This window comes from Ruegeria sp. H8, assembly GCF_056532905.1.
Window position 1 is genome coordinate 355,075 of the sequence record NZ_JBQFNY010000001.1, and the last position, 25,218, is coordinate 380,292.

The window sequence follows — 25,218 nt, forward strand, 5'->3', positions numbered from 1 at the left end:
TTCAAGACTATGAGGGCGCCATGACCCAATCTGCCGACCGTCCCCGTATCCGCCTGAAACCCAAAGCCAATGCGCGCGGCCTGCGCCATGGTTTCCCCTGGGTCTACGCCAATGACATCGTCACCGACCGCCGTACCCGAAAAATCCCCGCGGGCGCTCTGGCGGTGCTCGAAGATGACAAACGGGCGCCCGTCGCGCTGGTCGCAGTCAACCCCGCGTCCAAGATCATGTGCCGGGTACTGGACCGTGACATCGACGCGCAGCTTGACGCGACATGGTTCGAGAACCGTTTGCAGCGCGCCCTCGATCTGCGAGAAAGCCTGTTTGACGCCCCTTATTATCGCCTGATCCATGCCGAAGCGGACGGCTTGCCCGGCGTCATCATCGACCGCTTTGGCGAGGCCTGCGTCGTTCAGCCGAACGCGGCCTGGGCTGAAGCGCATCTGGGCCTGCTGACCCAAGCTCTGGTCAAAATCACTGGCGTGACCACGGTGCTGAAGAACGCCTCGGGCCGTACACGCGGGCTGGAGGGGTTGGACGACGTTAACCAAGTATTGCGCGGAACCGCGCCCGATGCGCCCTTGCCTGTGCCGATGAATGGCGCCACCTACATGGCGGATCTGACAGGCGGTCAGAAGACCGGGCTGTTTTACGACCAGCGCCCCAACCACGCCTTTGCCGCGCGCCTGGTTCGTCCCGATGCGCAGGTGCTGGACGTATTCAGCCATGTGGGCGGCTTCGGTCTGGCGATGCTTGCAGGCGGTGCGGGCCAGGCATTGTCCGTCGATGGCTCAGCCGCCGCGCTCGACCTGGCGAAAAAAGGGGCCGAGGCGTCGGGCCTTGCTGAAAAGTTCCAAACCCGGCAGGGCGACGCGTTCGAGGTTCTGACTCAACTGGGCGACGAAGGCGCGCGATTTGACGTGGTGATCTGCGATCCGCCCGCGTTTGCGCCGTCCAGACAAGCGCTGGATGCGGGGCTGCGCGCCTATGAACGTATCGCACGACTGGCGGCGCCTCTGGTCAAACCCGGTGGTTATCTGGGGCTGTGTTCGTGTTCGCACGCGGCTGACCTGAGCCGGTTTCGCGATGCGTCCTCCCGTGGGATTGGGCGTGCCGGGCGACAGGCGCAACTGATCCGCACCGGGTTTGCGGGTCCGGATCACCCGCAACTGCCGCAACTGGCGGAAAGCGGCTATCTCAAAGCGGTGTTCTATCGCCTATGAAAGCTGTGCTCGACACCTGCGTCATCTATCCCACCGTGATGCGCGAGATGCTCTTGGGCGCTGCCCGCCTTGGCCATTTCACTCCGATCTGGTCTGCCCGCATCCTCGAAGAATGGGCTCGCGCCGCGCGCAAGCTGGGCCCGACGGGCGAGGCGCAAGCCCGCGCCGAAATTGCCCTGGCGCAGGCGCAGTGGCCACAGGCCGAACGCGCACCGGTCCCGGGGCTGGAGCAGCGCCTCTGGCTGCCCGACTCAGCCGATATCCACGTTCTGGCGACGGCCATCACGGCCTCGGCCGACGTCATCATCACCGTCAACGCCAAGGACTTCCCCAGAAATATTCTGGCAGAGGAGGGGCTCGACCGCCGAGATCCCGATGGCTTGCTGCATGGCTTCTGGCTATCGGACCCTGACGGCCTGGCGACCATCGCCGATCGCGTTCTGAGTGAAGCCATCCGCCTCTCCGGCCACCAATGGACCTTGCGCGCGCTGATTAAAAAGGCCCGCCTTCCACGCCTTGGCAAGGCGCTCACCCAATAGACAGCCCCCCCCCTTCATCTGGCTAAAAATATCCCGGAGAGCGCGAGAGGCTGGCCTCTCGCTGCGCACCCTCAGCCACGCGCCCAACGCTGCTCAAGGGCCTCCAGTGCCGCTATGCGCTCACCCGTTTTCGGGTGGCTCATCAACCATGCCGGGGCAACGCCCGCCCGTTGCTGCGTCAGGTCTTCCAGCTTGTGAAACAAGGATTTCTGCGGCCCGATCCCGATTCCGGCCTTGGTCAGCAAGGCGGCGGCATATTCGTCCGCCTCATACTCATCCTGTCGTGACAGGCGCGAGGCCAGCAATGACGTCAAAGCATTCGCAATCATCGCTCCGATGAACGGAATAAACCGGTTCAGCACCATGATCAGCGCCGTCCGCATTGCGTTTTGACCTGAAAAATCAATCATCCGTCGCTTTGCATGACCCAAGGCAACATGCCCCAACTCATGTGCGATCACGCTGGCCATCTCCTCGGCCGAAACCTCTCCGTTGCGGAATTTTCGGTAAAACCCGCGCGTGATGAAAATCCGACCGTCCGGAGCAGCCAGCCCGTTCACCGGGTCGATCTCGTAGATATAGACGGGGACCCGATCGATTTCCAAAGCCGCGGCCAGCCGATCCGTCATCCGTTTCAGCACCGGGTCGGCCAATTCGGTCGATTTTGCGTCCAGCTCACGATGGGTGCGCCAGACCGAAATGCGGTACATCACGATGGCGTAGCCAATTGCCAGCAGGATCGGGGTCAATCGAAGCATGTCAAAGATATGGTCCGAACAAGGGCATTGCGCAAGTCACACCTGCGGGATGTTCGTCGGGACCCGCATGTTCGTGCGCCGAAATCGGCAAAACCCTCCTCGTGCGCCGAAACAGGCACAACCTTCGATAAGTTGTGATCTTGCGATATGAGCTGTTGATTATTTCAACGATCCCACTTAACCGACGGGGCGCTATCGATGGGGGACCCATGACCGACAAGAACTACGAAGCGCGTCACCTGGAAACACTCGACCGGGATTTGCGGCGCTTTTCACGCCTAGAAATGGCGACCGCACAGGCTGGACGGCCCTTTGTGGGCTCAGGGATTGCCCTGGCATTCATTGTCGTCGCAGGCCTTGTGGCCGCTTTTTTGTTCGGGCAGGGCAACAACGCGCTTGTCGTCGTGATCGCGGCGATGTTCGGGGCCTATATGGCGCTGAATATCGGGGCCAATGACGTCGCCAACAACATGGCCCCTGCGGTGGGGGCGAATGCGCTGACCATGGGCGGTGCCATCGCGATTGCCGCCATTTTTGAAAGTGCCGGGGCGCTCATAGCCGGGGGCGATGTCGTGTCGACCATCGCCAAGGGAATTATTGCGCCGGAAAGCATGGGAACGGCCAACGTCTTCATTTGGGCGATGATGGCGGCGCTGCTGTCCTCGGCGCTTTGGGTCAATCTGGCCACATGGGTCGGTGCGCCGGTTTCCACTACGCATTCGGTCGTGGGCGGCGTCATGGGGGCAGGGATCGCCGCTGCGGGATTCGGCGCCGTAAGCTGGGGTACCATGAGCAAAATCGCCGCCAGCTGGGTGATCTCGCCACTTCTGGGAGGTTTGGTCGCAGCCGGTTTCCTGTGGTTCATCAAGGCCCGGATCATCTATCAGGAAGACAAGATCGCCGCGGCCCGCAAATGGGTGCCGATGCTGGTCGGGATCATGGCGGGCGCCTTTGCATCTTATCTGGCGCTCAAGGGCCTCAAGAAAATCATCAAGATCGATCTCGGGACGGCGTTGCTGATCGGTGCGGCGTGTGGCGGGCTGATCTGGGCAGTGATGATCCCGGTGATCCGCCGCCAGTCCGAAGGGCTTGAGAACCGCAACAAATCGCTGAAGATTCTGTTTGGAATTCCACTGATCATCTCTGCGGCGCTGCTGAGCTTCGCGCATGGCGCAAATGACGTTGCCAACGCGGTGGGGCCGTTGGCCGCGATTGTGCAGGCTTCTGCCTCGGGCGATTTCACGCATGCCGTCAGCATTCCCCATTGGGTCATGGTCATCGGTGCGTTCGGGATATCGTTCGGCCTGTTCCTGTTTGGTCCGAAACTGATCCGCATGGTCGGCAGCCAGATCACCAAGCTCAACCCGATGCGGGCCTATTGCGTCGCCCTGTCGGCCGCGATCACAGTGATCGTTGCAAGCTGGCTGGGCCTGCCTGTCAGTTCCACCCATATCGCGGTTGGCGCTGTATTCGGGGTCGGGTTCTTCCGGGAATGGGATGCCGAGCGGAGGCTGAAACGCGCAAGGCTGGCCTTTCCCGAACGCCCCCGCGTCGCGCCGGAAGAACGCCGCCGCCGCAAGCTGGTTCGCCGGTCGCATTTCCTGACCATCGTTGCCGCGTGGGTTATCACTGTTCCCGCAGCAGCAATGCTGGCAGCGATCCTGTTTCTTGGGATTCAGGTGATTGCCGGGTAAACTCTGGCGCTGACCTCAACGGGTCAGCGCTTTCATTCCCTGTTCCAGCCCTGCCAGGGTCATCGGCACCATGTGGCCTTCGAAGATTTCCTGAATCATACCGATGGAATGGGTGTATTCCCAATACTTCTCGGGCACGGGATTGATCCACAGGTTCGACGCCCATTGATCCCGCGCGCGTTGCAGCCAGACTTGCCCGGCCTCGGCGTTCCAATGCTCGTTGGCGCCGCCGGGATAGGCGATCTCATATGGGCTCATCGAGGCGTCGCCGACGAAGATGCATTTGTAGTCGGGCCCATAAGTGCGCAACACTTCATGCGTGGGCGTCTGCTGGTCCCAGCGGCGGCGATTGTCACGCCAGACGCCTTCGTAAAGGCAATTGTGGAAATAATAGTATTCCAGATGCTTGAACTCGGACCGTGCGGCTGAAAACAGCTCTTCCACCACTTTGATATGGGGGTCCATTGATCCACCAACGTCCAGGAACAGCAGGACCTTGACCGCGTTGTGACGTTCGGGGCGGGTCTTGACGTCCAGATAGCCGTGTTCGGCCGTGGCGCGAATGGTGCCGTCCAGATCCAGTTCTTCCGCAGCACCTTCGCGCGCCCAGCGGCGCAGGCGTTTCAGGGCAACCTTGATGTTGCGCGTGCCCAGTTCAACCGTGTCGTCCAGGTTCCTGAATTCGCGCTTGTCCCAAACCTTGACCGCGCGCTGGTGGCGGCTTTCCTTTTGGCCGATGCGCACGCCTTCGGGGTTGTAGCCATACGCCCCGAAAGGAGAGGTCCCGGCCGTGCCGATCCACTTGTTGCCGCCCTGATGGCGGCCTTGTTGTTCCTTGAGACGCTCGCGCAGCGTGTCCATCAGCTTGTCGAAACCGCCAAGCGCCTCGATCTCGGCTTTTTCTTCATCCGACAGGTGCTTTTCGGCCATTTTGGCCAGCCAGTCGCCAGGGATGTCAACGGCTTCCAGAACTTGGTCAAAGCTGATCTCGTTCAGTCCTTCGAAACTGGCGGCAAAGGCGCGGTCGAACTTGTCGATGTTGCGTTCGTCCTTCACCATCGACACGCGGGCGAGATAGTAGAACGCCTCGACATCATAGGTGGCCAGACCCTTTTTCATGCCTTCCAGAAAAGTCAGATACTCCCGCAGCGATACCGGGATGCCAGCTTTGCGAAGGTTTTCGAAAAAGGGCAGGAACATCGTGTCAGCCCACCAAACGCACCAGAACCAACGAGATCACCAGACCCACCAGCGCAAAGGCAATGCCGTATCCGGCGGCATATTGCGCCATGTCGGCGCGATTGCCGCTGCGCTTTTTCGCGGCCAGTGCGCCCAAGGTCGCACCCAGTGCCGCCATTCCCAGAACTACCAACATATGTGCGTCATCCGTCTTTCGTGCCATCCGTGTTTCTTCGGCCATTGCCCCGTGACAACGACTGGGCCACCAGATCCGAGCCAAACCCGTACCGCGCCCATCCCAGGCTGTCCAGCCTGACGGCACGTGCCTGCTGTATCTGACCCGCCTGTTTCAGCGCTTCTGATTTCAGCAACAACAACGTGGCCAGCAAAGACGCATTTTCTGCCCGCGTCATGACATCGATGGCCCTGTTCAACTCGGGCAGCACACTGGGTCCCTTTTCCTGTGCCAGCGCAAATGCCGCGGTTTGCGTTGTGACATAGGCCTGATGCACCTCGGTGCCGGGTGTGGCTTTCAGAAACTGTTGCGCAATCTGAAACTGGCGTTGGGCTTCGTTGGGGTCCCGGAATTGTTCCATCCGGCCTATCAGGTAATGGGGATAGGCGCGGCGGTGATCCGTCCATCCCTGTTGCTGACCGATCCGTGCCGCCTTTCGGGCCGCGCGCAGTTGTCTGGGCGACCCCGCCCCCGGTCCCAGTGATTTCTGAATCGCGTCAATCCATTCGCGCGGCGTGTCCGTAAAGGGTTGAGCAGGCACCCTGTCCCCGCGCGGGTTCATCCGGCTGAGAACCCCCGGGATGACCGCGGCGACCTGATCGCGGGTCATGCCGGTGCGCAGTTCCGGCGCATAGGCAGCCCGCAGGATCAACATGTCAAACCCGGTCAGAACCGTATGGATATTGTCGTCGTTGAACACGGAATCCGGCAGGTGATACAGATCGTTCAGCGGACCAAGCGCTTGTGCCAGTTCTTCATGCAGGCAATCACGTATTTCCTGCGGACTGACGTCGTATGGGATGAAAATCCCAAGCCGTTCGCGTTTGCGCAGTTCAGTCCAGCTGCTTTTGATCTTTCGGCGGTCACGGCGATATTCTTCAAGGCTCGAGGAGTTGGGGACGACGAAACAGGCCGCATTGGGCAGAATGCGCAGAATGTCTTTCTGGCTGACGGCTTCGATGGTGATATTGGCCTGCCCTTCGTCGATCTGTCGGATGTTGATCCCGGCCTCGCGCCTCAGGCGGTTGAGCAACCGGGTCAGATCCTGCTGCATGCTTGCGGTCGGTGATCCGCTCAGACGGACAGTGACCGGCGTTTCGAAACGCGTGAAAACGGGCAGGGCGGCGCCGCTTTCCAGTTCGAAATGCAGGGACAGGAAGTCAGAGGCGATGTTTTTGTTGGACCGAGCAGGCGGCGAAGGACGTGCCGTTGAAAAAGACTTGGCAGGCGGCAGGCTTGCTTCGATGGGCGCGACCTGATCGGGCAGCTCGATCGTTTCAACCGTCGCGCAGCCGGCAACAACCAGTGCCAGAAAGAGGGCACTCAATCGCTTCATGAGCGGGCGTACTTGATGAACGGTGTCAGTGTGCCGATGCGATCATACAGTTTCCGCGCGGTTTGGTTGAATTCCTGGGTCAGCCAATAGACCGACGGTGCGCCCTGACGATCTGCCTCGTCATAGACCGCCTGGATCAAGGCCCGGCCAACGCCTGCCCCCCGTGCCTCGGGGCGCGCGAACAGGTCTTGCAGGTAGCAGACCTTTTCCACCTTCCAGGCGTGGCGATGAAACAGAAAATGTGTCAACCCGACCAGGGCGCCATTCTGTTCGGCAACGAAACAGGAAAAATCCTGCGGGTCGTCGCCCAGCAGTCTGGAAAAAGTTGTTTCGTATACATCATCGGGCAGGGCGGTTTCATAAAATGCCAGATAGTCCCGCCACATGTCGGCCCATTGGCTTTTGTCCTCGGCACGCAGGGTGCGGATTGTCAGTGCGTTCGCCACGCGATTCATCCAATTCTGTGGGCGGCGAAGCTCTGTTTCGCCAGATGGGCCGATGCTGGCATCCGGGCCGTCCCAAGGCAAGCCATGATCACCGTCTGGTCACCGTCCGGCTATCGTTTGCCGCGTGCCATAAAGGCCAGACGTTCGAACAGATGCACGTCCTGTTCATTCTTCAGCAACGCCCCATGCAGTTTTGGAAGCGCATCTGCGCCGCCGCGTTTGAGGTCTTCGGCACTCAGGTCCTCGGCCAGCAGCAGCTTCAGCCAATCCAGCACTTCCGACGTTGACGGCTTTTTCTTGAGCCCCTGCGTCTCGCGGATTTCATAAAACTGGGTCAGGGCGGTGGTCAGCAGCGCATCCTTGATGCCGGGATGATGAACCTCGACGATGCGGCGCATCGTGGCCTCGTCAGGGAAGCGGATGTAGTGAAAGAAACAGCGGCGCAGAAACGCGTCCGGCAGTTCCTTTTCATTGTTCGAGGTGATGATGACGATAGGGCGGTTTTTGGCCCGGATCGTTTCCCCTGTCTCGTAGACATGGAACTCCATCTTGTCGAGTTCCTGCAAAAGGTCGTTTGGAAACTCGATATCGGCCTTGTCGATCTCATCGATCAGCAGAACGACCTTTTCGTCGGCCTCGAAGGCCTGCCACAGCTTGCCCTTGCGGATATAGTTCGACACGTCATGCACGCGTTCCTCACCCAACTGGCTGTCCCGCAGGCGGCTGACCGCGTCATATTCATACAGGCCCTGCTGCGCGCGGGTGGTGGATTTCACATTCCACTCAATCATCCTCAGCCCCAGTGCGCCGGCCACTTGTTTGGCAAGCTCTGTCTTGCCGGTGCCGGGCTCGCCCTTGACCAGCAACGGGCGTTCAAGTGTGACGGCGGCGTTCACGGCAATCGTCAGATCGTCAGTGGCGACATATTCGGCTGTACCTTGAAAGCGTGCGGTCATGGGACTCTCGTGTGGTTTTTCGTGATCCGTGGGCAGGTTGTGTGGTCCGGGTTACAGACGGTCAGTGATTTTGACAACCCGCGTCCCTGCGTCGGTCGAGGCGATTTTTGCAGGAACGCCAAGCCCTTTTGGTTGATTCGTGCGCGCGAATGTACCCCGCCAATTGACACCTGCCTCAAAAAGGCCTGCTAAATTTCATAGAAAAACAGGGTTTTGTTGTTACTTGTCTCATATTTAGACAAAACAGCACGAGGGCGTGCTGAAGCAACGTTTGTGTAGTGACAATCCCACGCCCGTCGGCTAAACGCTGCGCAGAAGGGGGTGCCAAATGTCAGGTGAAACATCCGCAACCGACGTTTCTGGCCATACCGAGGGAGCAAATATGAAACAGGAAGTTTTTCTGCCGGAGGATTACCGCCCGGCCGAAGATGAACCTTTCATGAATGAACGTCAGCTTGAATATTTCCGCCGCAAGCTGTTGGATTGGAAGAATGAGCTTTTGGCGGGCAGCCGCGATACGATCGAAGGGCTACAGGACAACACCCGAAACATTCCCGATGTCGCCGACCGCGCGAGCGAGGAGACCGATCGCGCTCTGGAGCTGCGGACACGCGACCGCCAGCGCAAGCTGGTTGCCAAGATCGACGCAGCCCTGCGCCGGATCGAAGAAGGTGAATACGGCTACTGCGAAAAGACCGGCGATCCGATTTCGCTGAAACGTCTGGATGCACGTCCGATTGCAACCATGACGCTGGAGGCGCAAGAGCGCCACGAGCGCCGCGAAAAGGTCCACCGCGACGATTGATCGCCGGGTGCAACTGGAAAATTTCGAACGCCGGGGCCTGTGGCTCCGGCGTTTTTGCGTTATGCGGGGGGCATGAAGATCAATCGGTTGAATTTCTGTGTAATTGGCGGCGGTATCGGCGGTCTGGCGGCTGCGTTGGCGCTGCGGCAACACGGGGCGCAGGTCACCCTGCTGGAGCAAGCCCCGGCATTGACCGAGGTTGGCGCGGGCCTTCAGATCAGTGAAAATGGGATGTGCGTGTTGCGGGCCCTTGGGGTGGCGGATCTGTCTGCGGGCCAGAAGTCGCACGGTACGATCTTGCGCGATTACCGCAAAGGCCGCGTTGTCAGCCGGCTGCCCGGGCCTTCGGCTGGCCCGACTTATTATTTTCACCGTGCCGATCTGTTGAATCTGCTGCATTCTGCGGCCCGCAAGGCCGGTGTGGATGTCCGTCTGGCGGCCAAGGTTTCCAACGTGCAGAAACACCCCAACGAAGCCGAAATTCTGTTGGCGAGCGACGAACGGCTGCGCGCCGAATGCGTCATCGCCGCCGACGGTGGCCGAAGCACGATTCGCCCGGCTCTGAACGGGCCCGAGACACCCGAGTTCACGCACCAGGTCGCCTGGCGCGCCACCATTCCCTGGCGACCGGATTCAGGCGTGGTTACGGCATCCCTGACCATGGGGCCGGGTCGGCATGTCGTAACCTATCCTTTGCGCGATCAAAGCATGATGAACATCGTTGCGGTCGAGGAACGCTCGGACTGGCGGGAAGAGGGATGGAAGCTGAAGGGCGATCCGGACGAGCTGCGCGCACGGTTTTCAGGGTTCGGCGGTCCTGTCGGTGAGATTCTGTCAAAGGTCTCGGATGTGAATCTGTGGGCCCTGTTCCTGCGCCCGGTCGCAGAAAAATGGCAGAACGGTCGTCTGGCATTGCTGGGGGACGCGGCGCATCCGACCTTGCCGTTCATGGCACAAGGCGCCTGTCTGGCGCTGGAAGATGCCTGGACGCTTGCACGATCATTCGACGAACACTCGGGCGTCACCAGCGCGCTTGCCGCCTACGAGCAAACGCGCAGGCCAAGGGCAGAAAGCGTGGTTGCCGCGGCCGGGTCGAACGCACGCAATTTCCACCTGTCAGGCCCCGCCCGTTTGGCGGCCCAATGTGCGCTTATGGCCATCGGAGGGAAATTGTCACGCCGCTACGAATGGATATACAGCTACGACGTCACGGCCTGAACCGCTAAATATCCAGATCGACCCAGACAGGCACGTGATCCGAGGGTTTTTCATGCCCGCGCACGGCGGCATCAATCTGGCAATCCCGCATTAGATCTGCCGCTTGCGGGGTCAGCAGAAAGTGATCGATCCGAATTCCGTCGTTCCGGTTCCAGGCCCCGGCTTGGTAGTCCCAGAATGAATAGTGCCCCGCGCTTTGGGTGGTGGCCCGGAACGCTTCGGTGAAGCCCAGATTCAGGATCTTTCGGAATGCGGCGCGGCTTTCGGGGCGGAACAATGCATCGTCGCGCCATGCTTCGGGGCGTTTGGCGTCCTCCGCCTGCGGGATGATGTTGTAATCCCCCGCCATCAACGCGGGTTCTTCGGTGGCCAGCAAATCACGGGCACGGTCATATAGCCGTTCCATCCATGCCAGTTTGTAATCATATTTCGGGCCGGGTGCAGGATTGCCATTGGGCAGGTACAATCCACAGATCCGAAGAGCCTTTTTGCCAACGACGGTGGCTTCTATCCAGCGGGCCTGTTCATCCGCGTCATCGCCGGGAAGGCCGCGGGATACATCCTCGAGGGGAAGCTTCGACAGGATTGCAACGCCGTTGAAGCTTTTTTGTCCATGGGTTTCCACGTTGAACCCACGCTCTTCGAATATCTCGCGCGGGAAGTTTTCATCGACCGACTTGATCTCTTGCAACAGCACTACGTCCGGCTGCGCTTCGTCCAGCCAACGGGGCAGGGCTTCGACCCGCGCTTTGATGCCGTTGATGTTGAACGTGGCGAATTTCATGCGCGATCCTCCGAAGACTTGGTGCAACCTATCGCGCAGAACGGGCCCAACGGCAAGGCGGAGATCGTATTTGCGAGGCTCTGCCTCGCGCTCCGGGATATTTTTGGCCAGATGAAGAAACGGATTATTAACCGAATTTCTTCAAGCTGAAGTTGCGGGACAGGCGGGGACGCCGATGACCGCGCCAGGTGAAGCCCTCTGGTCTTTCGGTCAGAGGGCGGACTCCTGCTTCATCTGGCTGAAAATATCCTGGGGGTGTGGGGGCAAAGCCCCCACGGTTACATCGAAAAAGATGTGCCACAACCACAGGAAGAGGTGGCGTTGGGGTTGTCGATCACAAATCGCGCGCCAATCAGTTCCTGGGTGAAGTCGATAACCGCGTTTTCCAGAAAGGGCAGCGAAATGGCGTCAACAATGACTTTTTGCCCTTTGCCTTCAAGGACCAGATCATCTTCTTTTGGCGTATCCAAAGCGATTTCGTATTGAAACCCCGAGCAACCGCCGCCTTCCACTGCGACGCGCAGTGCCTGACCCTGATCCGCCGCGCCGATTTCTGCGAGGCGTTCAAAGGCGCGATCCGTGACTGTTGGGGGCAGATTCATGCCGGTCTCCAAAGGTTTCCTTCCGTTACGCCATACAATATAGAAAGTGCAAGGACAGGCGACAAGGACGGGCCATTTGGACAGAGCTAGTTTTGCCTCGGATCCGGACCGCACCAGGGGACGGCTCGTAGCCGAGGAGGAAAGCAGTTTCCGATCATGCTTTCAGCGCGACCGGGACAGGATCATTCACGCCAGTGCCTTTCGGCGCCTCAAACACAAGACGCAAGTTTTCGTTGAGCATGAGGGCGATAGCTACCGCACCCGCCTGACCCATTCCATCGAGGTGGCGCAGGTGGCCCGGACCATTGCCGGTGCCCTGGGCCTGAACCCAGAGCTGACCGAAGCCGTGGCCCTGGCGCATGATCTGGGGCACACGCCCTTTGGACACACTGGCGAAGACGCGCTGCACGCGTTGATGAAGCCCTATGGTGGCTTTGATCACAACGCGCAGGCCATTCGGATCGTCACAAAGCTGGAGCGCCACTATGCAGAATTCGATGGGTGCAACCTGACCTGGGAATGTCTGGAAGGGATAGCCAAGCACAATGGGCCGGTTGAGGGCGATCTGCCCTGGGCATTGGCCGAGTGCCATCAGGAATTTGATCTTGAACTGCACACCCATGCCAGCGCGGAAGCGCAAGTTGCCGCCCTTTCTGATGACATAGCTTACAACAATCACGATCTTCTGGACGGGTTGCGCGCAGGGTTGTTCACGGATGACGATTTGCAGGACCTGCCGATTGTCGGGGTCTGTTACGCCGAGGTGGATGCCAGATACCCAGGGCTGGATTCCTATCGCCGACGTCACGAAGCGCTCAGGCGGGTTTTCGGGGTCATGGTGGCGGATGTCATCAACACTTCGAACGATCTCATTGCTGTGTCTGGCGCGCAGTCCGTCGAAGAAATCCGACATCTTGGGTATCCTGTCATCCAGTTCTCGGATGAGGTTTGGGCGCAACTGCGTGAAATCCGGGCGTTTCTGTTCACACGGATGTATCGCGCACCCAGAGTGATGTCAGTGCGGGCAGAGGTGGCAAAGATCGTGGAAGATCTGTTTCCGATCTACATGAACGATCCCAGGCAAATGCCCGTGCGCTGGCATAATGACATTGAAGCGGCCAGGGACGACACAGCCTTGGCCCGCATCGTTTCCGATTACATTGCGGGCATGACCGACCGATTTGCCTTGCAGGACCATGCGCGGCTGACGGGCTGATCACTCCACGGCTATGTAAGCGATGGCCCAGACTTGCTGAGCCGCTTGTTTCGCAGACTGTTCGGCGTTCTTCGTTGGTGGGAACACGATCATCGTCGGGCCGTAACCTCCGATCCCCATCGGTGCGCCATCAGCATGCGTTGCAACGATCGGTTTGTGCGTGGCGATACTGTCCCACTCGATTTCAGCCTGATACCCATCCAGCGCCATGGGAAGAGCGGTTTTCCCCTCGGCCCCCGCCAATGTCATGACGTCTGCCAATAGCGGACCAGAAAACCTGTATTCCCGCTCATTGCGCGGAGGACCATAGGGGATCGTGATCTCGAACTGCTCCAGCCGGTCCAGCATGGCTGCGTCAAAACCAGCCGCGCCGTCATGCGTGACCTCCAGATAACCCAGCAGACCGCCGTCATTCTGACCCCGCGCAGGCAGGTTTGTTTCGCTGACGGCGCCACCCAGCGTCAGCAGCACATGGCCTTTGGGCTGTGGCAGGTCGGCCAGCACAGGCAGGGCGGTGGAAAAAAGCAAGGCAAAGGACAAGGCGCGTTGCATCGACGGTCTCCGGTAGCGGCGTACAGGCCCGAGATTAGCGAGATGTTTCGCCAAACCAAGCTTAAACATTAGGCGTCCATTGACCTTGCCGGTTTGCGTGGTAAACCCCGCGACAAGCAAAAGGACATCCGAAATGAACCTGTTTTCCGAGATCCGCGGCCTTGTACTGGACGCGCTGGCGCAGATGCAGTCCGAAGGCGCATTGCCCGAGGGGCTGAGCTTTGACAACGTGGCGGTCGAGCCTCCGCGCGATGCGGCGCATGGGGACATGGCAACCAACGCCGCGATGGTGTTGGCGAAACCTGCCAGGATGAAGCCGCGCGACATTGCGGATGTTCTGGCCGGGAAACTGGCAGCGGATGACCGGATCACAAGCGCAGAAGTGGCAGGGCCCGGTTTCCTGAACCTGCGTCTTGCGCCGTCCGTCTGGCAAGGCGTGTTGGCGGCTGTGCTGGAAAAAGGCACCGATTTCGGGCGCTCGACCATGGGGCAGGGGCAGAAGGTCAATGTTGAATATGTCTCGGCCAACCCGACCGGTCCGCTGCATGTCGGGCACACACGCGGCGCGGTGTTTGGGGATGCGTTGGCAAGCCTGCTGGCCTATTCGGGCCATGACGTGACCCGCGAATACTATATCAACGACGGTGGCGCGCAGGTGGATGTGCTGGCGCGGTCGGCCTATGAACGCTATCGCGAGGCCAATGGCCTCAGCCCCGAGATTGCCGAAGGGCTGTATCCCGGCGATTATCTGATCCCGATTGGCGAGGCGCTGAAAGAGAAATATGGCGACAGCCTGATCGACAAGCCGGAAAGCGAATGGCTGGAAGAGCTGCGCGAGTTTTCGACCGACGCGATGATGGACCTGATCCGCGCCGACCTGAAGGCGCTGGGCGTCGAGATGGATGTGTTCTTCTCGGAAAAATCGCTCTATGGCACGGGCCGGATCGAGGCCGCGCTGCAATCGCTGACTGAAAAGGGCCTGATCTATGAAGGCGTGCTGGAGCCGCCAAAAGGCAAAAAGCCCGAAGACTGGGAGCCGCGCGAACAGACCTTGTTCAAATCCACCGAACATGGCGATGACGTCGACCGCCCGGTCAAGAAGTCGGACGGCAGCTGGACCTATTTCGCCCCCGATATCGCCTATCATTATGACAAGGTGAGCCGTGGCTTTGACGCGCTGATCGACGTGTTCGGGGCGGATCATGGCGGCTATGTCAAGCGGATGAAGGCGGCCGTGTCGGCCCTGTCCGATGGCAAGGTGCCGCTGGATATCAAGCTGACGCAGCTGGTGAAACTGTGGAAAAATGGCGAGCCGTTCAAGATGTCGAAACGGGCCGGGAACTTTGTCACCCTGCGGGATGTGGTCGATCAGGTTGGCCCGGATGTGACGCGTTTCGTGATGCTGACCCGCAAGAACGACGCGCCGCTGGATTTCGATTTCGACAAAGTGCTGGAACAGAGCCGCGAGAACCCCGTGTTCTACGTGCAATACGCCCATGCCCGGGTGATGAGCGTACTGCGCCGTGCCGCCGAGGCGGGGATTGACGCCACCGACGTCACGTTACGCGGGGCCGATCTGGCGTCGCTGGACCACCCCGCCGAACTGACGGTTGCCAAGAAGCTGGCCGAATGGCCACGCCTGGTCGAGATCGCTGCGCGGACCAACGAACCGCACCGCGTCGCCTTCTATCTATATGAACTTGCAGGGGATTTTCATGCGCTCTGGAACAGGGGCAATGACGAAACCCAGTTGCGTTTCATTCAGGATGGCGATGTTGCCACAAGCCAGTCGAAAATTGCGCTGGCCCGGGCCGTTTCTGTTGTGATTTCAGCGGGCTTGGGTATTCTTGGCGTCACCCCGGCGCAGGAGATGCGGTAACAAATATCGCCCGAACCGCCGGTACGAGGTAGGCAAGAAATGACCCGCGCGCCTTATTTTCGGGCGCGAAGCGGGCAGTGAGGCGGACATGGCGAGTTACGATTACTCGGGGCATCAAATCCCTGGGCAGAATGATTACCCGAATCAAGCGCATTTCGAGGATGCGTATGACTATCCCGACGAGATGCAGGATTACGACGCGCCGCGCGGCGCGTTCGGACTGGGGCGGGCCGTCAATTTCCTGGGGGCTGTAGCATCGTTGGCACTGGTCGCCGGCGTCGGTATCTGGGGATACAAGCTTGTCATGCGGGATGTCAGCGGCGTGCCGGTCGTGCGTTCAGCCGAAGGGCCGATGCGGGTGCAGCCCGAAAACCCGGGCGGAACACCGGCCGATCATCAGGGCTTGGCCGTCAATGCCGTGGCAGCCAAGGGCAGTGCTGCCGCCCCGGCAGATCGTCTGATCCTTGCGCCGCGGCCGGTCTCGTTGACGGATGAAGACGTACCCGCCGCAGATCTGAAGCCGACACCGGCGCTGCATGTTGTGGAAAAGCCGATTTCAACCCAGGAAGCCGCTCGATTGCGCCAGAACGCGGTGGATGCGCTAGTTGCGGAATTGGCTGGTGAAGCAGCCAAAACGCAGCAAAACGCCGAGGATGGCGTGCAGCTGGCATCGCTGACCACTCCCGAGGAAGAACCCGCAATTGACCCGGCCGATTTCGCAGCCGCCTTGCCGGACCCGGCCATTGCCGCGCTGCCGGGCGTGCGCCGGTCCTTGCGCCCCTTGACCCGCCCGGCTCGCACCTCACGCAGCCGGGTTTCGCCAAGCGAGAATTCCGAAGACGCTATCAATGCCGCGGTGAAGGCTGCGGTTGGGTTGGATGTTGATCCTGATACGCTGGCGAAAGGCACGCGTCTGGCGCAGCTTGGGGCCTATGACAGCGTTCAGGTGGCGCAAACGGAATGGGATCGCCTGAACGGAAGGTTCGGCGAATATATGGCAGGAAAACAGCGCGTTATCCAGAAGACCTCAAGCGGTGGGCGCACCTTTTACCGCCTGCGCGTGCTGGGCTTTGAAGACCTGAGCGACTCGCGCCAGTTTTGTGCCGCGCTTGTCGCGCAAGGGGCTGATTGTATCCCGGTGGCCGTCAGGTGAAGTACGGTGCCACGATCACCGATGCAGAGGGCCCGCGCCTGACGCAGCAGGAAAAAGACTTGTTTCGGCAGATGAACCCGTTCGGGTTCATTTTGTTCGCCCGCAACATCGAACACGCGGATCAGGTGCGCGCCTTGTGTGATGATTTCCGCGAGGCAGTCGGGCGCAATTGCCCGATCACCATCGATCAGGAAGGTGGCCGCGTGCAGCGCCTGCGGGCGCCGCTGGCCCGCGAATGGCTGCCTCCGTTGGATCACGTGGCCAATGCCGCCGAGCAGGCCGAGCGCGCGATGTATCTGAGGTACCGCCTGATTGCCGATGAATTGTTTGGCCTGGGCATCGACAGCAACTGTGCGCCCATGGTGGATGTCGCACGTCCCGAGACGCACAAGTTTCTGAAGAACCGCTGTTATGACGCTGATCCTGAACGCGTTTCCAGAGTTGGCAAAGCCGTGGCGCGGGGCCATTTGGATGGCGGAGTGCTGCCGGTGCTCAAGCATATTCCAGGCCATGGACGCGCCACGTTGGACAGCCACCATGACTTGCCGCATGTGGATCTGCCCCTGGATGATCTTGAGCGCAGCGATTTCGTGCCGTTCCGGGCCTTGAACGACCTGCCGATGGGGATGACGGCGCATTTGGTCTATGACCGGATTGACCCGCAGCCTGCCACCATCTCGGCAACCATGATGGATGTGATCCGCGACAGGATTGGCTTCGGCGGGCTGATCATGACCGATGACATCGGGATGAAGGCGCTCAGCGGAACGCCTGCTGAGGTGTCGCGGCAAGCCATAAGCGCGGGCTGTGACGTCGTTCTGCACTGCAACGGAAGCTTTGCCGAGCGCGCCGAGGTGCTGGAAGCTGCCGGGGAAATGTCCGATGTGGCACAGGCCCGCGCAGAACGGGCGCTGGCGATGCGCAAAGCTCCGCAGGAACTTGACATCCCTGCCGCCGAGGCGGAACTATCTGCCCTAATGGGCGGGCAGGTATATGAACGATAATCTTTTCAGCGAAGATCCTGTCTCGGTCGCGGATCGTCTTGCGGCCGAAGCGCTGATTGTTGATGTCGATGGGTTCGAAGGCCCGCTGGACGTTCTTCTAACCCTGTCGCGCACGCAGAAGGTTGATCTGAGGAAAATTTCCGTACTCGCGCTGGCGCAGCAATACTTGGCCTTTGTCGAAAAGGCGCGGGCGCTGCGGATCGAACTGGCCGCCGACTATCTGGTGATGGCGGCCTGGCTGGCGTTTCTCAAGTCCCGCCTGCTGTTGCCGCCAGACCCCGAAGACGAGGGACCTTCGGGCGAAGAACTGGCTGCACATCTGGCGTTTCAATTGGAACGCTTGCAGGCGATGCGCGACGCCGCGGCACGATTGATGGCGCGCGATCAGCTGGGGCGAGATTTCTTCAAACGCGGGCAGGGCGAAGATATCACCCGGATCCGCACCGTTACCTATTCCGCCACGCTGCTGGATCTGATGCAGGGCTATGCCCGCATCCGCACCCGTGATGAATTCCGCCCGTTTGTGATGGACCGCGATTCGGTCTTCACCATGGAACAGGCACTGGAACGGATGCGCCCGCTGATCGGGTTTGCCGGGACATGGACCGACATGGAAACTTACCTGCCCGACGGCTGGGAGTCCGACCCGGTACGGCGCAGGTCGGCAACGGCGGCGACCTTTGCGGCCTCGTTGGAACTGGTGAAAGAAGGACATATGGAAATCAAGCAGAGCGAGACATTCGCTCCGATCCAATTGCGCAAGAGGACCGAAACACGTGACTGATGCCCCAGAAGAGACCGGTACGCTGTTCGAGGCGCCTCCGCTGGCAGAGCAGGAGCGTATGGTCGAAGCCGTTCTGTTCGCCAGCGCCGAGCCGGTGACGATTGCGGATCTTGAGGCGCGGATGCCCCATGGCAGCGACGCGGCGCAAGCGGTTGAATTGCTTCAGAAACGGTATGAGGGCCGTGGCGTGCGCGTTGTACGCGTAGGGGATGCCTGGGCCATCCGAACAGCCCCTGATCTGGGCTTTCTGATGCAGAAGGAAACGGTCGAGACGCGCAAGCTCAGCCGCGCCGCGATCGAAACTCTGGCCATCGTGGCCTATCACCAACCCTGCACACGGGCCGAGATCGAGGAAATCCGGGGCGTGTCGGTCTCGCGCGGGACCATCGATCAGTTGCTCGAGATGGAGTGGATCAAGCTGGGTCGCCGCCGCATGACGCCGGGTCGTCCGGTGACGTTTGTGGTGACGCCTGAGTTTCTGGATCATTTTGGTCTGGAAAATGCGCGCGACCTGCCGGGTCTGAAAGAGCTGCGCGCCGCGGGATTGTTGGAGAATCGGCCTCCTCCGGGTGCGATCCCTCTGGGGGAAGGGCGCGAGGATGAAGTTGACGAAGACCAGAGCGAGTTGTTCGAAGAAGAGTGATCGAACAGCCCTTTTGTTGCCGCATAAAGCGTCTATCTTTGTGCGTGAGGACACGGAGTTGAGCGATGAATGCAAACCGGATCATCGACATGATTGTGCGTCAGGTCATGCGCCGTCTGGTCAACAAAGGTGTGAACAAGGGTATCGATCTGGCCAGCCGAAAGGGCGGCGGACCCGGCACATCGAATGGGCCCGGAAAAACCAGCGCACCGCGACATGCGCAGAACCTCAGGCAGGCACAGCGCGTGACCCGTCAAATGCGCAGGTTCATGAAGTTCTAGGGGTCAACTTGCGGCTTTGAAGTGCTTTGACAGTTTCAGGCCCTGACCCTGATAGTTCGAGGCAATGCCTGCACCATATAGTTGCGTCGGCATTTCAGCCATTTTCTCATAGACCAGACGTCCGACGACCTGTCCGTGTTCCAGCACGAATGGCGCTTCGTGGCAGCGCACCTCAAGCACGCCACGGGAACCGGCCCCCCCGGCAGCGGCATGGCCAAAACCGGGATCGAAGAAGCCTGCATAGTGCACTCTGAACTCACCAACCATCGCCAGATAGGGCGCCATTTCAGCCGCGTACATCGGTGGAATATGCACCGCCTCGCGGCTGACAAGGATATAGAACGCGCCGGGGTCCAGGATGATGCAACCATCCTTGGTGCGCACTTCTTCCCAATAGTCCTGCGGGTCGTATTCACCGATTCGATCCAGATCGATCACCCCTGTATGAGGTTTGGCGCGATAGCCCACAAGATCGGTATCGGGCAGTTGCAGGTCGACCGAAAAGCCCAGACCGTCCTGAATGACGGCAGGTCCGTCCACAAGCGGAGATTGCGCATGCAAGGTCCTCAGTTCCGCATCGGACAACACGGCCTGACCCTGGCGGAAACGAATCTGGTTCAGACGCATCCCGGGACGAACCAGAACCGAGAACGAGCGCGGGCAGATTTCGGCATAAAGCGGGCCTGTGTAACCTGCGGGCACCCGGTCGAACTCGGTACCGCCATCGGTGATCGTCCGCGTCAGAAGGTCCAGTCGCCCGGTCGAGCTTTTGGCGTTGGCCACGGCGCTCATGCTGTCGGGCAGCGCAAGCGATTCCATCAGGGGCACCAGATAGACGCAGCCCTTTTCCAGAACCGCGCCATCCGAGATATCGATGCGGTGCATCTCAAACTCGGTCAAGCGATCCGTGACAGTCCGGCCTTCGCCCGCAAGAAACGAGGCGCGTACACGGTAAGCCACTGTTCCCAGTCGCAAATCAAGGCTGGCAGGTTGAATCTGGGCAGGCAGAACCTCTGGGTCGGCGGTGATCTCACCGCGCGCGATCATCGCCTCTAGCTGTTGGTTCGGGCAAACACCTGTCATCTCGATCCCCCCTGGTGCCAGAGCGGGATCTGGCCTGTATGCCATAAACGTCGGTGTAATTTGGTCGGGCTAGCAGGACTCGAACCTGCGACCTTCCGTCCCCCAGACGGACGCGCTACCAGGCTGCGCCATAGCCCGACGTTGGGGTGTTCATAAAGATTTTCCCGGCAGGGGCAAGAGGAAATCAATGCCTTTTGTCCTAACCCGTCGCCTGTGTTTCAACCCGGTCCAGCCATCGGCGCAGATCTTTTGCAATCGGAGCGATGCGCCGCAGCAGGTCGTCATCAAAATCTGTCTGATTCCACGCAAGCGACGCGATTCCCCCCATCAAGGGCGCGGCGTCCAGTCCGGGCTCTGGCTCCGGCTGTGATGCGTCAGAGGCGCGTGCGTTTGTCTGCGCATCGTTCTCGCCGGTTGGCTGGATCGGTTCGCGCAGATCCATGCGAATCTGTTCCGTTGCGGGTGCAGGTTTTGGTTCGAACGGCACCACGGTGTCCTTGGCAGGCGCAATTGGGGCTGGGCCGGGATCGTCCAGGGAAGGGGACAGCGCCGCGACATGTGCGACGCCTTGTTCGCGCAGGATACGCTGGACACCTTTGATCGTGATTCCGTCTTCGTGCAGCAGTTTTTTGATCCCGCCCAAAAGACGCATGTCATTTGGGCGATAATACCTGCGTCCACCTGCGCGTTTGACGGGCTTTACCTGCGTGAACCGGCTTTCCCAGAAGCGCAGAACATGAGCCTGAACACCGAGCCAGTCCGCAACTTCGCTTATGGTGCGAAAGGCATCGGGGGACTTACTCATAACCTGGACGTCCTGAACTTACTTGCGGTTCCCGGCTGCGACGCGATCTTTCATCAGATGCGACGGGCGGAAAGTCAGCACACGGCGCGGCTGAATCGGGACTTCTTCGCCGGTTTTGGGGTTGCGACCGACACGGGCGGTCTTGTCGCGAACACTGAATGTACCGAAAGACGAGATCTTCACCTGTTCACCACGCACCAAGGCGTCGGACATGTGGTTCAGAACGCTTTCAACCAGCTGCGCACTTTCGTTACGTGACAGACCTACCTCACGAAAGACGGCTTCGCTCAGGTCCATTCGAGTCAGTGTTTTGTCGCCCATGCTAATTCCCCTGTTGCTATTGAAGCATATGGGTATGGCAAATTCGCTGTCAATATCAATGAATTGCGGGCGGCTGTGTAAGCCGGTTTGCGCCGGTTACCAGCGCAGAACCACTGCGCCCCAGGCCAGACCGCCGCCAATGGCTTCGGTCACGATCAGATCACCCGGCTTGATCTGTCCGCGCTGCTTGCCCACGGACAGGGCCAATGGGATGGATGCGGCCGACGTGTTTCCGTGATCCTGAACGGTCACAACCACGTTTTCCATCGGAAGGTTCATTTTCTTGGCGGTGCCCTGAATGATGCGGATGTTGGCCTGATGCGGCACGATCCAATCCACGTCCGAGCTGCTCAGCCCCGCTCGTTCCAATGCTGCTTCCGCTGTTTTCGTAAGCTTTTCAACGGCATGACGGAAAACCTGATTGCCCTGCATACGCAGATGCCCGGTTGATTGGGTCGAAACGCCGCCATCGACATATAGAAGATCCTTGTAGCGCCCGTCCGAATTCAGGTCGGTTGCCAGAATACCGCGGTCCTCGGCGGTGCCTGTGCCCTCTTGGGCCTCCAGCACCACTGCACCGGCGCCATCGCCGAAAAGAACGCAGGTGGACCGATCGGTCCAATCCATTATCCGTGAGAAAGTCTCGGCCCCGATCACCAGCACGCGTTTGGCCTGACCGGAAACAATCAGCGCATTTGCGTTGGACAGTGCAAAAACGAATCCGGCGCAAACAGCCTGCACGTCAAAGGCAAAACCCTTGGTCATGCCCAGCCGTGCCTGAACCATGGTGGCGGCCGAAGGAAAGGTCAGATCCGCCGTTGAAGTCGCCAGTACGATTGCGTCAATATCATCCGCCGTCAGGCCTGCGTCGGACAGCGCGGCCAGGGCGGCATTGGTGGCCAGATCGGATGTCGTCTCGTCCTCGGCAGCAAAATGGCGGCGTTCGATCCCCGAGCGGGTCTTTATCCATTCGTCGGTCGTGTCCAGGGTTTTTTCAAACTCGGAATTGGGAACAACGCGTTCAGGCAAATAATGCCCGACACCTACTACAACTGAACGGCCTGCCATTTTCCGGTACTGCCTTTTTTGTTATTTATCTGTTTGCGGCGCTGATTGCGCGGCATCTTGTGCAAGCTGGGCAGTGGATGCAACCCGCGCAGCCAATTTTTCGGAAAAGCCGGACTGCGCCAGGGTGAAGGCCAGTTTGATCGCAGCTGACACGCCTGTTGCGTCAGCGCCGCCGTGGGATTTCACCACGGTGCCGTTCAGCCCCAGAAACACGCCACCATTCACGCGTCGCGGGTCGATCCGTTTCTTCAAACGGTTCAGTGACGTGATAGCCAGAATCGAGGCCAATCGGGATAGCGGGGAGTATTTGAACGCCTGCCGCAGCAGGTCACCGATCAGGCTCGCCGTGCCTTCGCCGGTCTTGATCGCGACGTTGCCGGTAAAGCCATCGGTTACAATGACATCCGCCTTGTCACCGGGGATGTCGCTGCCTTCGACGAAACCCACGAAATCGAAATTCGCCTGTTCCGCGAAGCCCGCGATCATCGAGTGCGCCTCTTTCAGTTCGGCGCGTCCCTTGTGTTCTTCGGTGCCGACATTCAGAAGCCCGATCCGAGGGCGGCTCAGGGCCAAACCGTTGCGCGCATAAGAGGCGCCCATCAGGGCGTATTGCAGCAAATCCTTGGCGTCGGCGCGCACATCTGCGCCGACATCCAGCATCACGTTGAACCCCTGAGGGTTGCGCGAGGGCCACAGTATCGCGATGGCAGGCCGGTTCACGCCCGGCAGTTTGCGCAGGCGCATCATCGACAGGGCCATCAGCGCGCCGGTATTGCCGCAGGACACCGCGCCATGGGCTTCGCCCTGGCGTACCGCTTCCAGCGTGGACCACATCGAGGTCTCTTTGCCGTTGCGCACGACCTGACTGGGCTTGTCCTCCATCGTGACCACGCCCGAGCAATCACGAAAAACGACGCGCCCCTCTAGGACGCGCCGTTTGGCGACAAGCTTGCGCAATACCTGTTCGGGCCCGTGCAGCAAGAACCTGATATCCGGGTTCTTGTCGGCCGATTTCGCAAGACCGGCAACAACGACCGAGGGACCTGCGTCCCCACCCATAGCGTCGACCGAGATGGTTATCCGTCCGGCGTGCGTGGGCTGTTCAGTCATGCCTTGGTCTGCGCTCGATCAGGCTTAGGCTGCGTCTTCGTCCAGATCGATTTCATCGGCCTGAGCGACGACTTCGCGATCATCATAGTGGCCGCAGGATGCGCAAACGTGGTGCGGGCGCTTCAGCTCGCCGCAGTTCGGGCATTCGTTCGGGTTTGCAGCAACCAGAGCGTCGTGTGCGCGGCGGTTGTTGCGACGCGACTTGGAAACTTTGTTCTGTTGGACGGCCATGGTCTCAACCTTTGTCTGACTAGGGGTCGCAGAATCGCTGCCGACCCGGGTTTCGTAGTTCGTTTATCGTGGTTTGACGCGCGTTTAGGCGACGGGCCCCGCAATGTCCAACCCAAAATCCGATGAGCGCGCGAAAATACTGCGATTCTCGGTATGTTCAAGCGATTTTTCTGAACGCCTGCTATGACAGGAAATCTGCGCTCTGTCACTCGTCTTTTTTGAGCGTATCGCGCAATCCCGCCAATCCGGCGAAAGGTTTGGCGTCTTCATCGGTCATCGCCTGTTTTCCCGGTTCGGTATAGTCTGCCTGACCCAGTTCCGCCCCCTCCTTGCGCGGGTATTGCGGCAGGGCCAGCGACAGCGCCTCGACCATCACCAATGCGGGGTCGATTTCCGGGCCCAAGGGCTCGGATTCGTCATCCTGGGGAATTTCGAACTCGGGTTCATCCGGGTCGGTCCAATCGGCCAGAAAGGTGCGGTGCACGGGAATGTCGATCCGGGTCGTGACCGGCTCGAGCGTCACGACACAGGGTTGGATCACGGTTGCACCGAGTTTGCCGTTGAGAACCCAGTCGCGCTTGCCTTGTGCGCGAAGCTCGCCGGAAAAGCTGAGTTTGCGCAGCCCCAGCAGCCCCAGACCCTGCCTGATCTCATCCAATGCGGCGCTTGCGGGGCGCAGTTCAAAGGGTGTCGGGGCGTTCTGGGGCAGGTCAGCCACCCGAAATGATGTAACGTTGCCCATTCGTGAGCCTTTCTATGTGTTGAACCGTGGCAGCGGTTTCTGTAATCGGATAGAAGCCGCAAGAGGCCAAGGCAAGAGGGTGTGCATGTTGAAGGTAGTGAACCGGTTGAAACCAGCGACGAAATCGCTTGTGTTTGTTGCCTGTCTGGCTGCGGCCGGGGCCTGTACGCCGATCTACAAGAATCACGGCTATGTGCCTCCGGCCGAGGAACTGGCCGAAATCAAAGTGGGCGTCGATACGCGCGACAGCGTGGAAGAAGCCATCGGCGCGCCGGGTGCGTCCGGGGTTGTGCGGGATTCGGGCTATTACTATGTCCGCTCGCGGGTGCGCCATTACGGCCCGAAACGGCCCGAAGTGGTGGCGCGCGAACTGGTCGCCATCAGCTTTGATCAGCGTGGAGTCGTCAGAAACATCGAGCGTTTTGGCCTGGAAGACGGCATCGTGATTCCGCTGGAACGCCGTGTGACCGATTCCAACGTTCAGGACAAAGGCTTCCTGCGTCAGCTGTTGGGCAATATCGGCAACTTCAACCCGGCCAATATTCCTGGCGCCAACTGATCGCACCGGAAC

At 60.0% G+C, this 25,218-nt stretch carries 29 protein-coding genes and 1 tRNA gene; 13 read left to right on the forward strand and 17 right to left on the reverse strand.

Going from position 1 to position 25,218, the window contains the following annotated elements; all coding sequences use genetic code 11:
- Positions 1–20 precede the first annotated feature (20 nt).
- Both ACR0A2_RS01645 and ACR0A2_RS01650 read left to right on the forward strand, forming a co-directional pair.
- Positions 21–1,223 carry an RSP_2647 family RNA methyltransferase gene (locus ACR0A2_RS01645; RefSeq protein WP_480833847.1) on the forward strand — a complete coding sequence of 401 codons (1,203 nt, stop codon included), beginning with the start codon at positions 21–23 and terminating at the stop codon, positions 1,221–1,223.
- Positions 1,220–1,762: an RSP_2648 family PIN domain-containing protein gene (locus tag ACR0A2_RS01650; RefSeq protein WP_480833848.1), complete on the forward strand. Its 543-nt coding sequence runs from the start codon at positions 1,220–1,222 to the stop codon at positions 1,760–1,762. Before ACR0A2_RS01645 ends, ACR0A2_RS01650 begins: the two co-directional genes overlap by 4 nt.
- 71 nt (positions 1,763–1,833) lie before the next feature.
- Here ACR0A2_RS01650 and ACR0A2_RS01655 read toward each other — a convergent pair whose 3' ends face one another.
- Positions 1,834–2,520, reverse strand: a complete 687-nt coding sequence (locus ACR0A2_RS01655; protein ID WP_152458255.1) for a M48 family metallopeptidase — start codon at positions 2,518–2,520, stop codon at positions 1,834–1,836.
- Positions 2,521–2,729: 209 nt separating this feature from the next.
- On the opposite strand from ACR0A2_RS01655, the gene ACR0A2_RS01660 reads away from it, so the two are divergent.
- Complete coding sequence (locus tag ACR0A2_RS01660; protein ID WP_152458254.1) at positions 2,730–4,214, forward strand: inorganic phosphate transporter; 1,485 nt, start codon at positions 2,730–2,732, stop codon at positions 4,212–4,214.
- Between the two features lie 15 nt (positions 4,215–4,229).
- On the opposite strand, the gene ACR0A2_RS01665 is transcribed toward ACR0A2_RS01660, so the two are convergent.
- The 5 genes from ACR0A2_RS01665 to ACR0A2_RS01685 form a co-directional block, all read right to left on the reverse strand.
- Positions 4,230–5,414, reverse strand: a complete 1,185-nt coding sequence (locus ACR0A2_RS01665; RefSeq protein ID WP_171228140.1) for a vWA domain-containing protein — start codon at positions 5,412–5,414, stop codon at positions 4,230–4,232.
- Positions 5,415–5,418: 4 nt separating this feature from the next.
- Positions 5,419–5,616, reverse strand: a complete 198-nt coding sequence (locus ACR0A2_RS01670) for a hypothetical protein (protein WP_152458252.1) — start codon at positions 5,614–5,616, stop codon at positions 5,419–5,421.
- The gene (locus tag ACR0A2_RS01675; RefSeq protein WP_480833849.1) at positions 5,597–6,964 is read right to left on the reverse strand and encodes a DUF2927 domain-containing protein; all 1,368 of its coding nucleotides are present in this window, start codon (positions 6,962–6,964) and stop codon (positions 5,597–5,599) included. Before ACR0A2_RS01675 ends, ACR0A2_RS01670 begins: the two co-directional genes overlap by 20 nt.
- Entirely contained in the window at positions 6,961–7,419 is a 459-nt protein-coding gene (locus tag ACR0A2_RS01680) for an N-acetyltransferase family protein (RefSeq protein ID WP_480833850.1), read from the reverse strand. Before ACR0A2_RS01680 ends, ACR0A2_RS01675 begins: the two co-directional genes overlap by 4 nt.
- Positions 7,420–7,520: 101 nt before the next feature.
- A complete protein-coding gene (locus ACR0A2_RS01685) occupies positions 7,521–8,366 on the reverse strand; it encodes an AAA family ATPase (protein WP_152458249.1) in 846 nt (281 codons plus the stop codon).
- A 382-nt stretch (positions 8,367–8,748) separates the two neighbouring features.
- On the opposite strand from ACR0A2_RS01685, the gene dksA reads away from it, so the two are divergent.
- Complete coding sequence (gene dksA / locus ACR0A2_RS01690) at positions 8,749–9,171, forward strand: RNA polymerase-binding protein DksA (protein WP_171167736.1); 423 nt, start codon at positions 8,749–8,751, stop codon at positions 9,169–9,171.
- 72 nt (positions 9,172–9,243) lie between these two features.
- Positions 9,244–10,389 carry an FAD-dependent monooxygenase gene (locus ACR0A2_RS01695; RefSeq protein WP_480833851.1) on the forward strand — a complete coding sequence of 382 codons (1,146 nt, stop codon included), beginning with the start codon at positions 9,244–9,246 and terminating at the stop codon, positions 10,387–10,389.
- 4 nt (positions 10,390–10,393) lie between these two features.
- On the opposite strand, the gene xth is transcribed toward ACR0A2_RS01695, so the two are convergent.
- Positions 10,394–11,173 (reverse strand): exodeoxyribonuclease III, encoded by a 780-nt coding sequence (gene xth / locus ACR0A2_RS01700; RefSeq protein ID WP_480833852.1) that lies wholly within the window; start codon positions 11,171–11,173, stop codon positions 10,394–10,396.
- Positions 11,174–11,451: 278 nt separating this feature from the next.
- Positions 11,452–11,775: a HesB/IscA family protein gene (locus ACR0A2_RS01705; protein WP_152458245.1), complete on the reverse strand. Its 324-nt coding sequence runs from the start codon at positions 11,773–11,775 to the stop codon at positions 11,452–11,454.
- 76 nt (positions 11,776–11,851) lie between these two features.
- On the opposite strand from ACR0A2_RS01705, the gene ACR0A2_RS01710 reads away from it, so the two are divergent.
- Positions 11,852–12,991, forward strand: coding sequence for a deoxyguanosinetriphosphate triphosphohydrolase (locus ACR0A2_RS01710; protein ID WP_171231476.1), 1,140 nt, complete (start codon positions 11,852–11,854; stop codon positions 12,989–12,991).
- On the opposite strand, the gene ACR0A2_RS01715 is transcribed toward ACR0A2_RS01710, so the two are convergent.
- Positions 12,992–13,543, reverse strand: coding sequence for a putative pterin-binding protein (locus ACR0A2_RS01715; RefSeq protein ID WP_480833853.1), 552 nt, complete (start codon positions 13,541–13,543; stop codon positions 12,992–12,994). It abuts the gene before it with no gap.
- Positions 13,544–13,676: 133 nt separating this feature from the next.
- Between ACR0A2_RS01715 and argS the strand changes: the two genes are divergently transcribed.
- From argS to ACR0A2_RS01745, 6 genes are all read left to right on the forward strand, one after another.
- Positions 13,677–15,422, forward strand: coding sequence for an arginine--tRNA ligase (gene argS / locus ACR0A2_RS01720; protein ID WP_480833854.1), 1,746 nt, complete (start codon positions 13,677–13,679; stop codon positions 15,420–15,422).
- A gap of 88 nt (positions 15,423–15,510) precedes the next feature.
- Positions 15,511–16,575: an SPOR domain-containing protein gene (locus ACR0A2_RS01725; RefSeq protein ID WP_480833855.1), complete on the forward strand. Its 1,065-nt coding sequence runs from the start codon at positions 15,511–15,513 to the stop codon at positions 16,573–16,575.
- The gene (gene nagZ / locus ACR0A2_RS01730) at positions 16,572–17,579 is read left to right on the forward strand and encodes a beta-N-acetylhexosaminidase (RefSeq protein WP_480833856.1); all 1,008 of its coding nucleotides are present in this window, start codon (positions 16,572–16,574) and stop codon (positions 17,577–17,579) included. The genes ACR0A2_RS01725 and nagZ overlap by 4 nt, the downstream gene beginning before the upstream one ends.
- The gene (locus ACR0A2_RS01735; RefSeq protein ID WP_480445373.1) at positions 17,569–18,363 is read left to right on the forward strand and encodes a segregation and condensation protein A; all 795 of its coding nucleotides are present in this window, start codon (positions 17,569–17,571) and stop codon (positions 18,361–18,363) included. Before nagZ ends, ACR0A2_RS01735 begins: the two co-directional genes overlap by 11 nt.
- Positions 18,356–19,006 (forward strand): SMC-Scp complex subunit ScpB, encoded by a 651-nt coding sequence (scpB, locus tag ACR0A2_RS01740; protein WP_152458238.1) that lies wholly within the window; start codon positions 18,356–18,358, stop codon positions 19,004–19,006. Before ACR0A2_RS01735 ends, scpB begins: the two co-directional genes overlap by 8 nt.
- 65 nt (positions 19,007–19,071) lie before the next feature.
- Positions 19,072–19,287, forward strand: coding sequence for a hypothetical protein (locus ACR0A2_RS01745; RefSeq protein ID WP_171115509.1), 216 nt, complete (start codon positions 19,072–19,074; stop codon positions 19,285–19,287).
- 3 nt (positions 19,288–19,290) lie between these two features.
- Here the strand turns inward: ACR0A2_RS01745 and ACR0A2_RS01750 are convergent, their stop codons facing one another.
- The 8 genes from ACR0A2_RS01750 to ACR0A2_RS01785 all read right to left on the reverse strand — a co-directional run bounded on the left by ACR0A2_RS01750 (position 19,291) and on the right by ACR0A2_RS01785 (position 24,647).
- Positions 19,291–20,370: a 2'-deoxycytidine 5'-triphosphate deaminase gene (locus tag ACR0A2_RS01750; protein ID WP_480833857.1), complete on the reverse strand. Its 1,080-nt coding sequence runs from the start codon at positions 20,368–20,370 to the stop codon at positions 19,291–19,293.
- A 61-nt stretch (positions 20,371–20,431) separates the two neighbouring features.
- Positions 20,432–20,508, reverse strand: a tRNA-Pro gene (locus ACR0A2_RS01755).
- Between the two features lie 61 nt (positions 20,509–20,569).
- Positions 20,570–21,175, reverse strand: a complete 606-nt coding sequence (locus ACR0A2_RS01760) for a MerR family transcriptional regulator (protein ID WP_152458235.1) — start codon at positions 21,173–21,175, stop codon at positions 20,570–20,572.
- A gap of 18 nt (positions 21,176–21,193) precedes the next feature.
- Positions 21,194–21,496: an integration host factor subunit alpha gene (gene ihfA, locus ACR0A2_RS01765; RefSeq protein ID WP_152458234.1), complete on the reverse strand. Its 303-nt coding sequence runs from the start codon at positions 21,494–21,496 to the stop codon at positions 21,194–21,196.
- 96 nt (positions 21,497–21,592) lie between these two features.
- Positions 21,593–22,564 carry a beta-ketoacyl-ACP synthase III gene (locus ACR0A2_RS01770; protein WP_480833858.1) on the reverse strand — a complete coding sequence of 324 codons (972 nt, stop codon included), beginning with the start codon at positions 22,562–22,564 and terminating at the stop codon, positions 21,593–21,595.
- Between the two features lie 21 nt (positions 22,565–22,585).
- Entirely contained in the window at positions 22,586–23,674 is a 1,089-nt protein-coding gene (gene plsX, locus ACR0A2_RS01775) for a phosphate acyltransferase PlsX (RefSeq protein WP_152458232.1), read from the reverse strand.
- Positions 23,675–23,698: 24 nt separating this feature from the next.
- The gene (gene rpmF / locus ACR0A2_RS01780) at positions 23,699–23,905 is read right to left on the reverse strand and encodes a 50S ribosomal protein L32 (protein ID WP_008756996.1); all 207 of its coding nucleotides are present in this window, start codon (positions 23,903–23,905) and stop codon (positions 23,699–23,701) included.
- 205 nt (positions 23,906–24,110) lie between these two features.
- A complete protein-coding gene (locus ACR0A2_RS01785; RefSeq protein ID WP_171614253.1) occupies positions 24,111–24,647 on the reverse strand; it encodes a YceD family protein in 537 nt (178 codons plus the stop codon).
- 85 nt (positions 24,648–24,732) lie between these two features.
- On the opposite strand from ACR0A2_RS01785, the gene ACR0A2_RS01790 reads away from it, so the two are divergent.
- Positions 24,733–25,206 (forward strand): outer membrane protein assembly factor BamE, encoded by a 474-nt coding sequence (locus tag ACR0A2_RS01790; protein ID WP_171167760.1) that lies wholly within the window; start codon positions 24,733–24,735, stop codon positions 25,204–25,206.
- Positions 25,207–25,218: the final 12 nt, after the last annotated feature.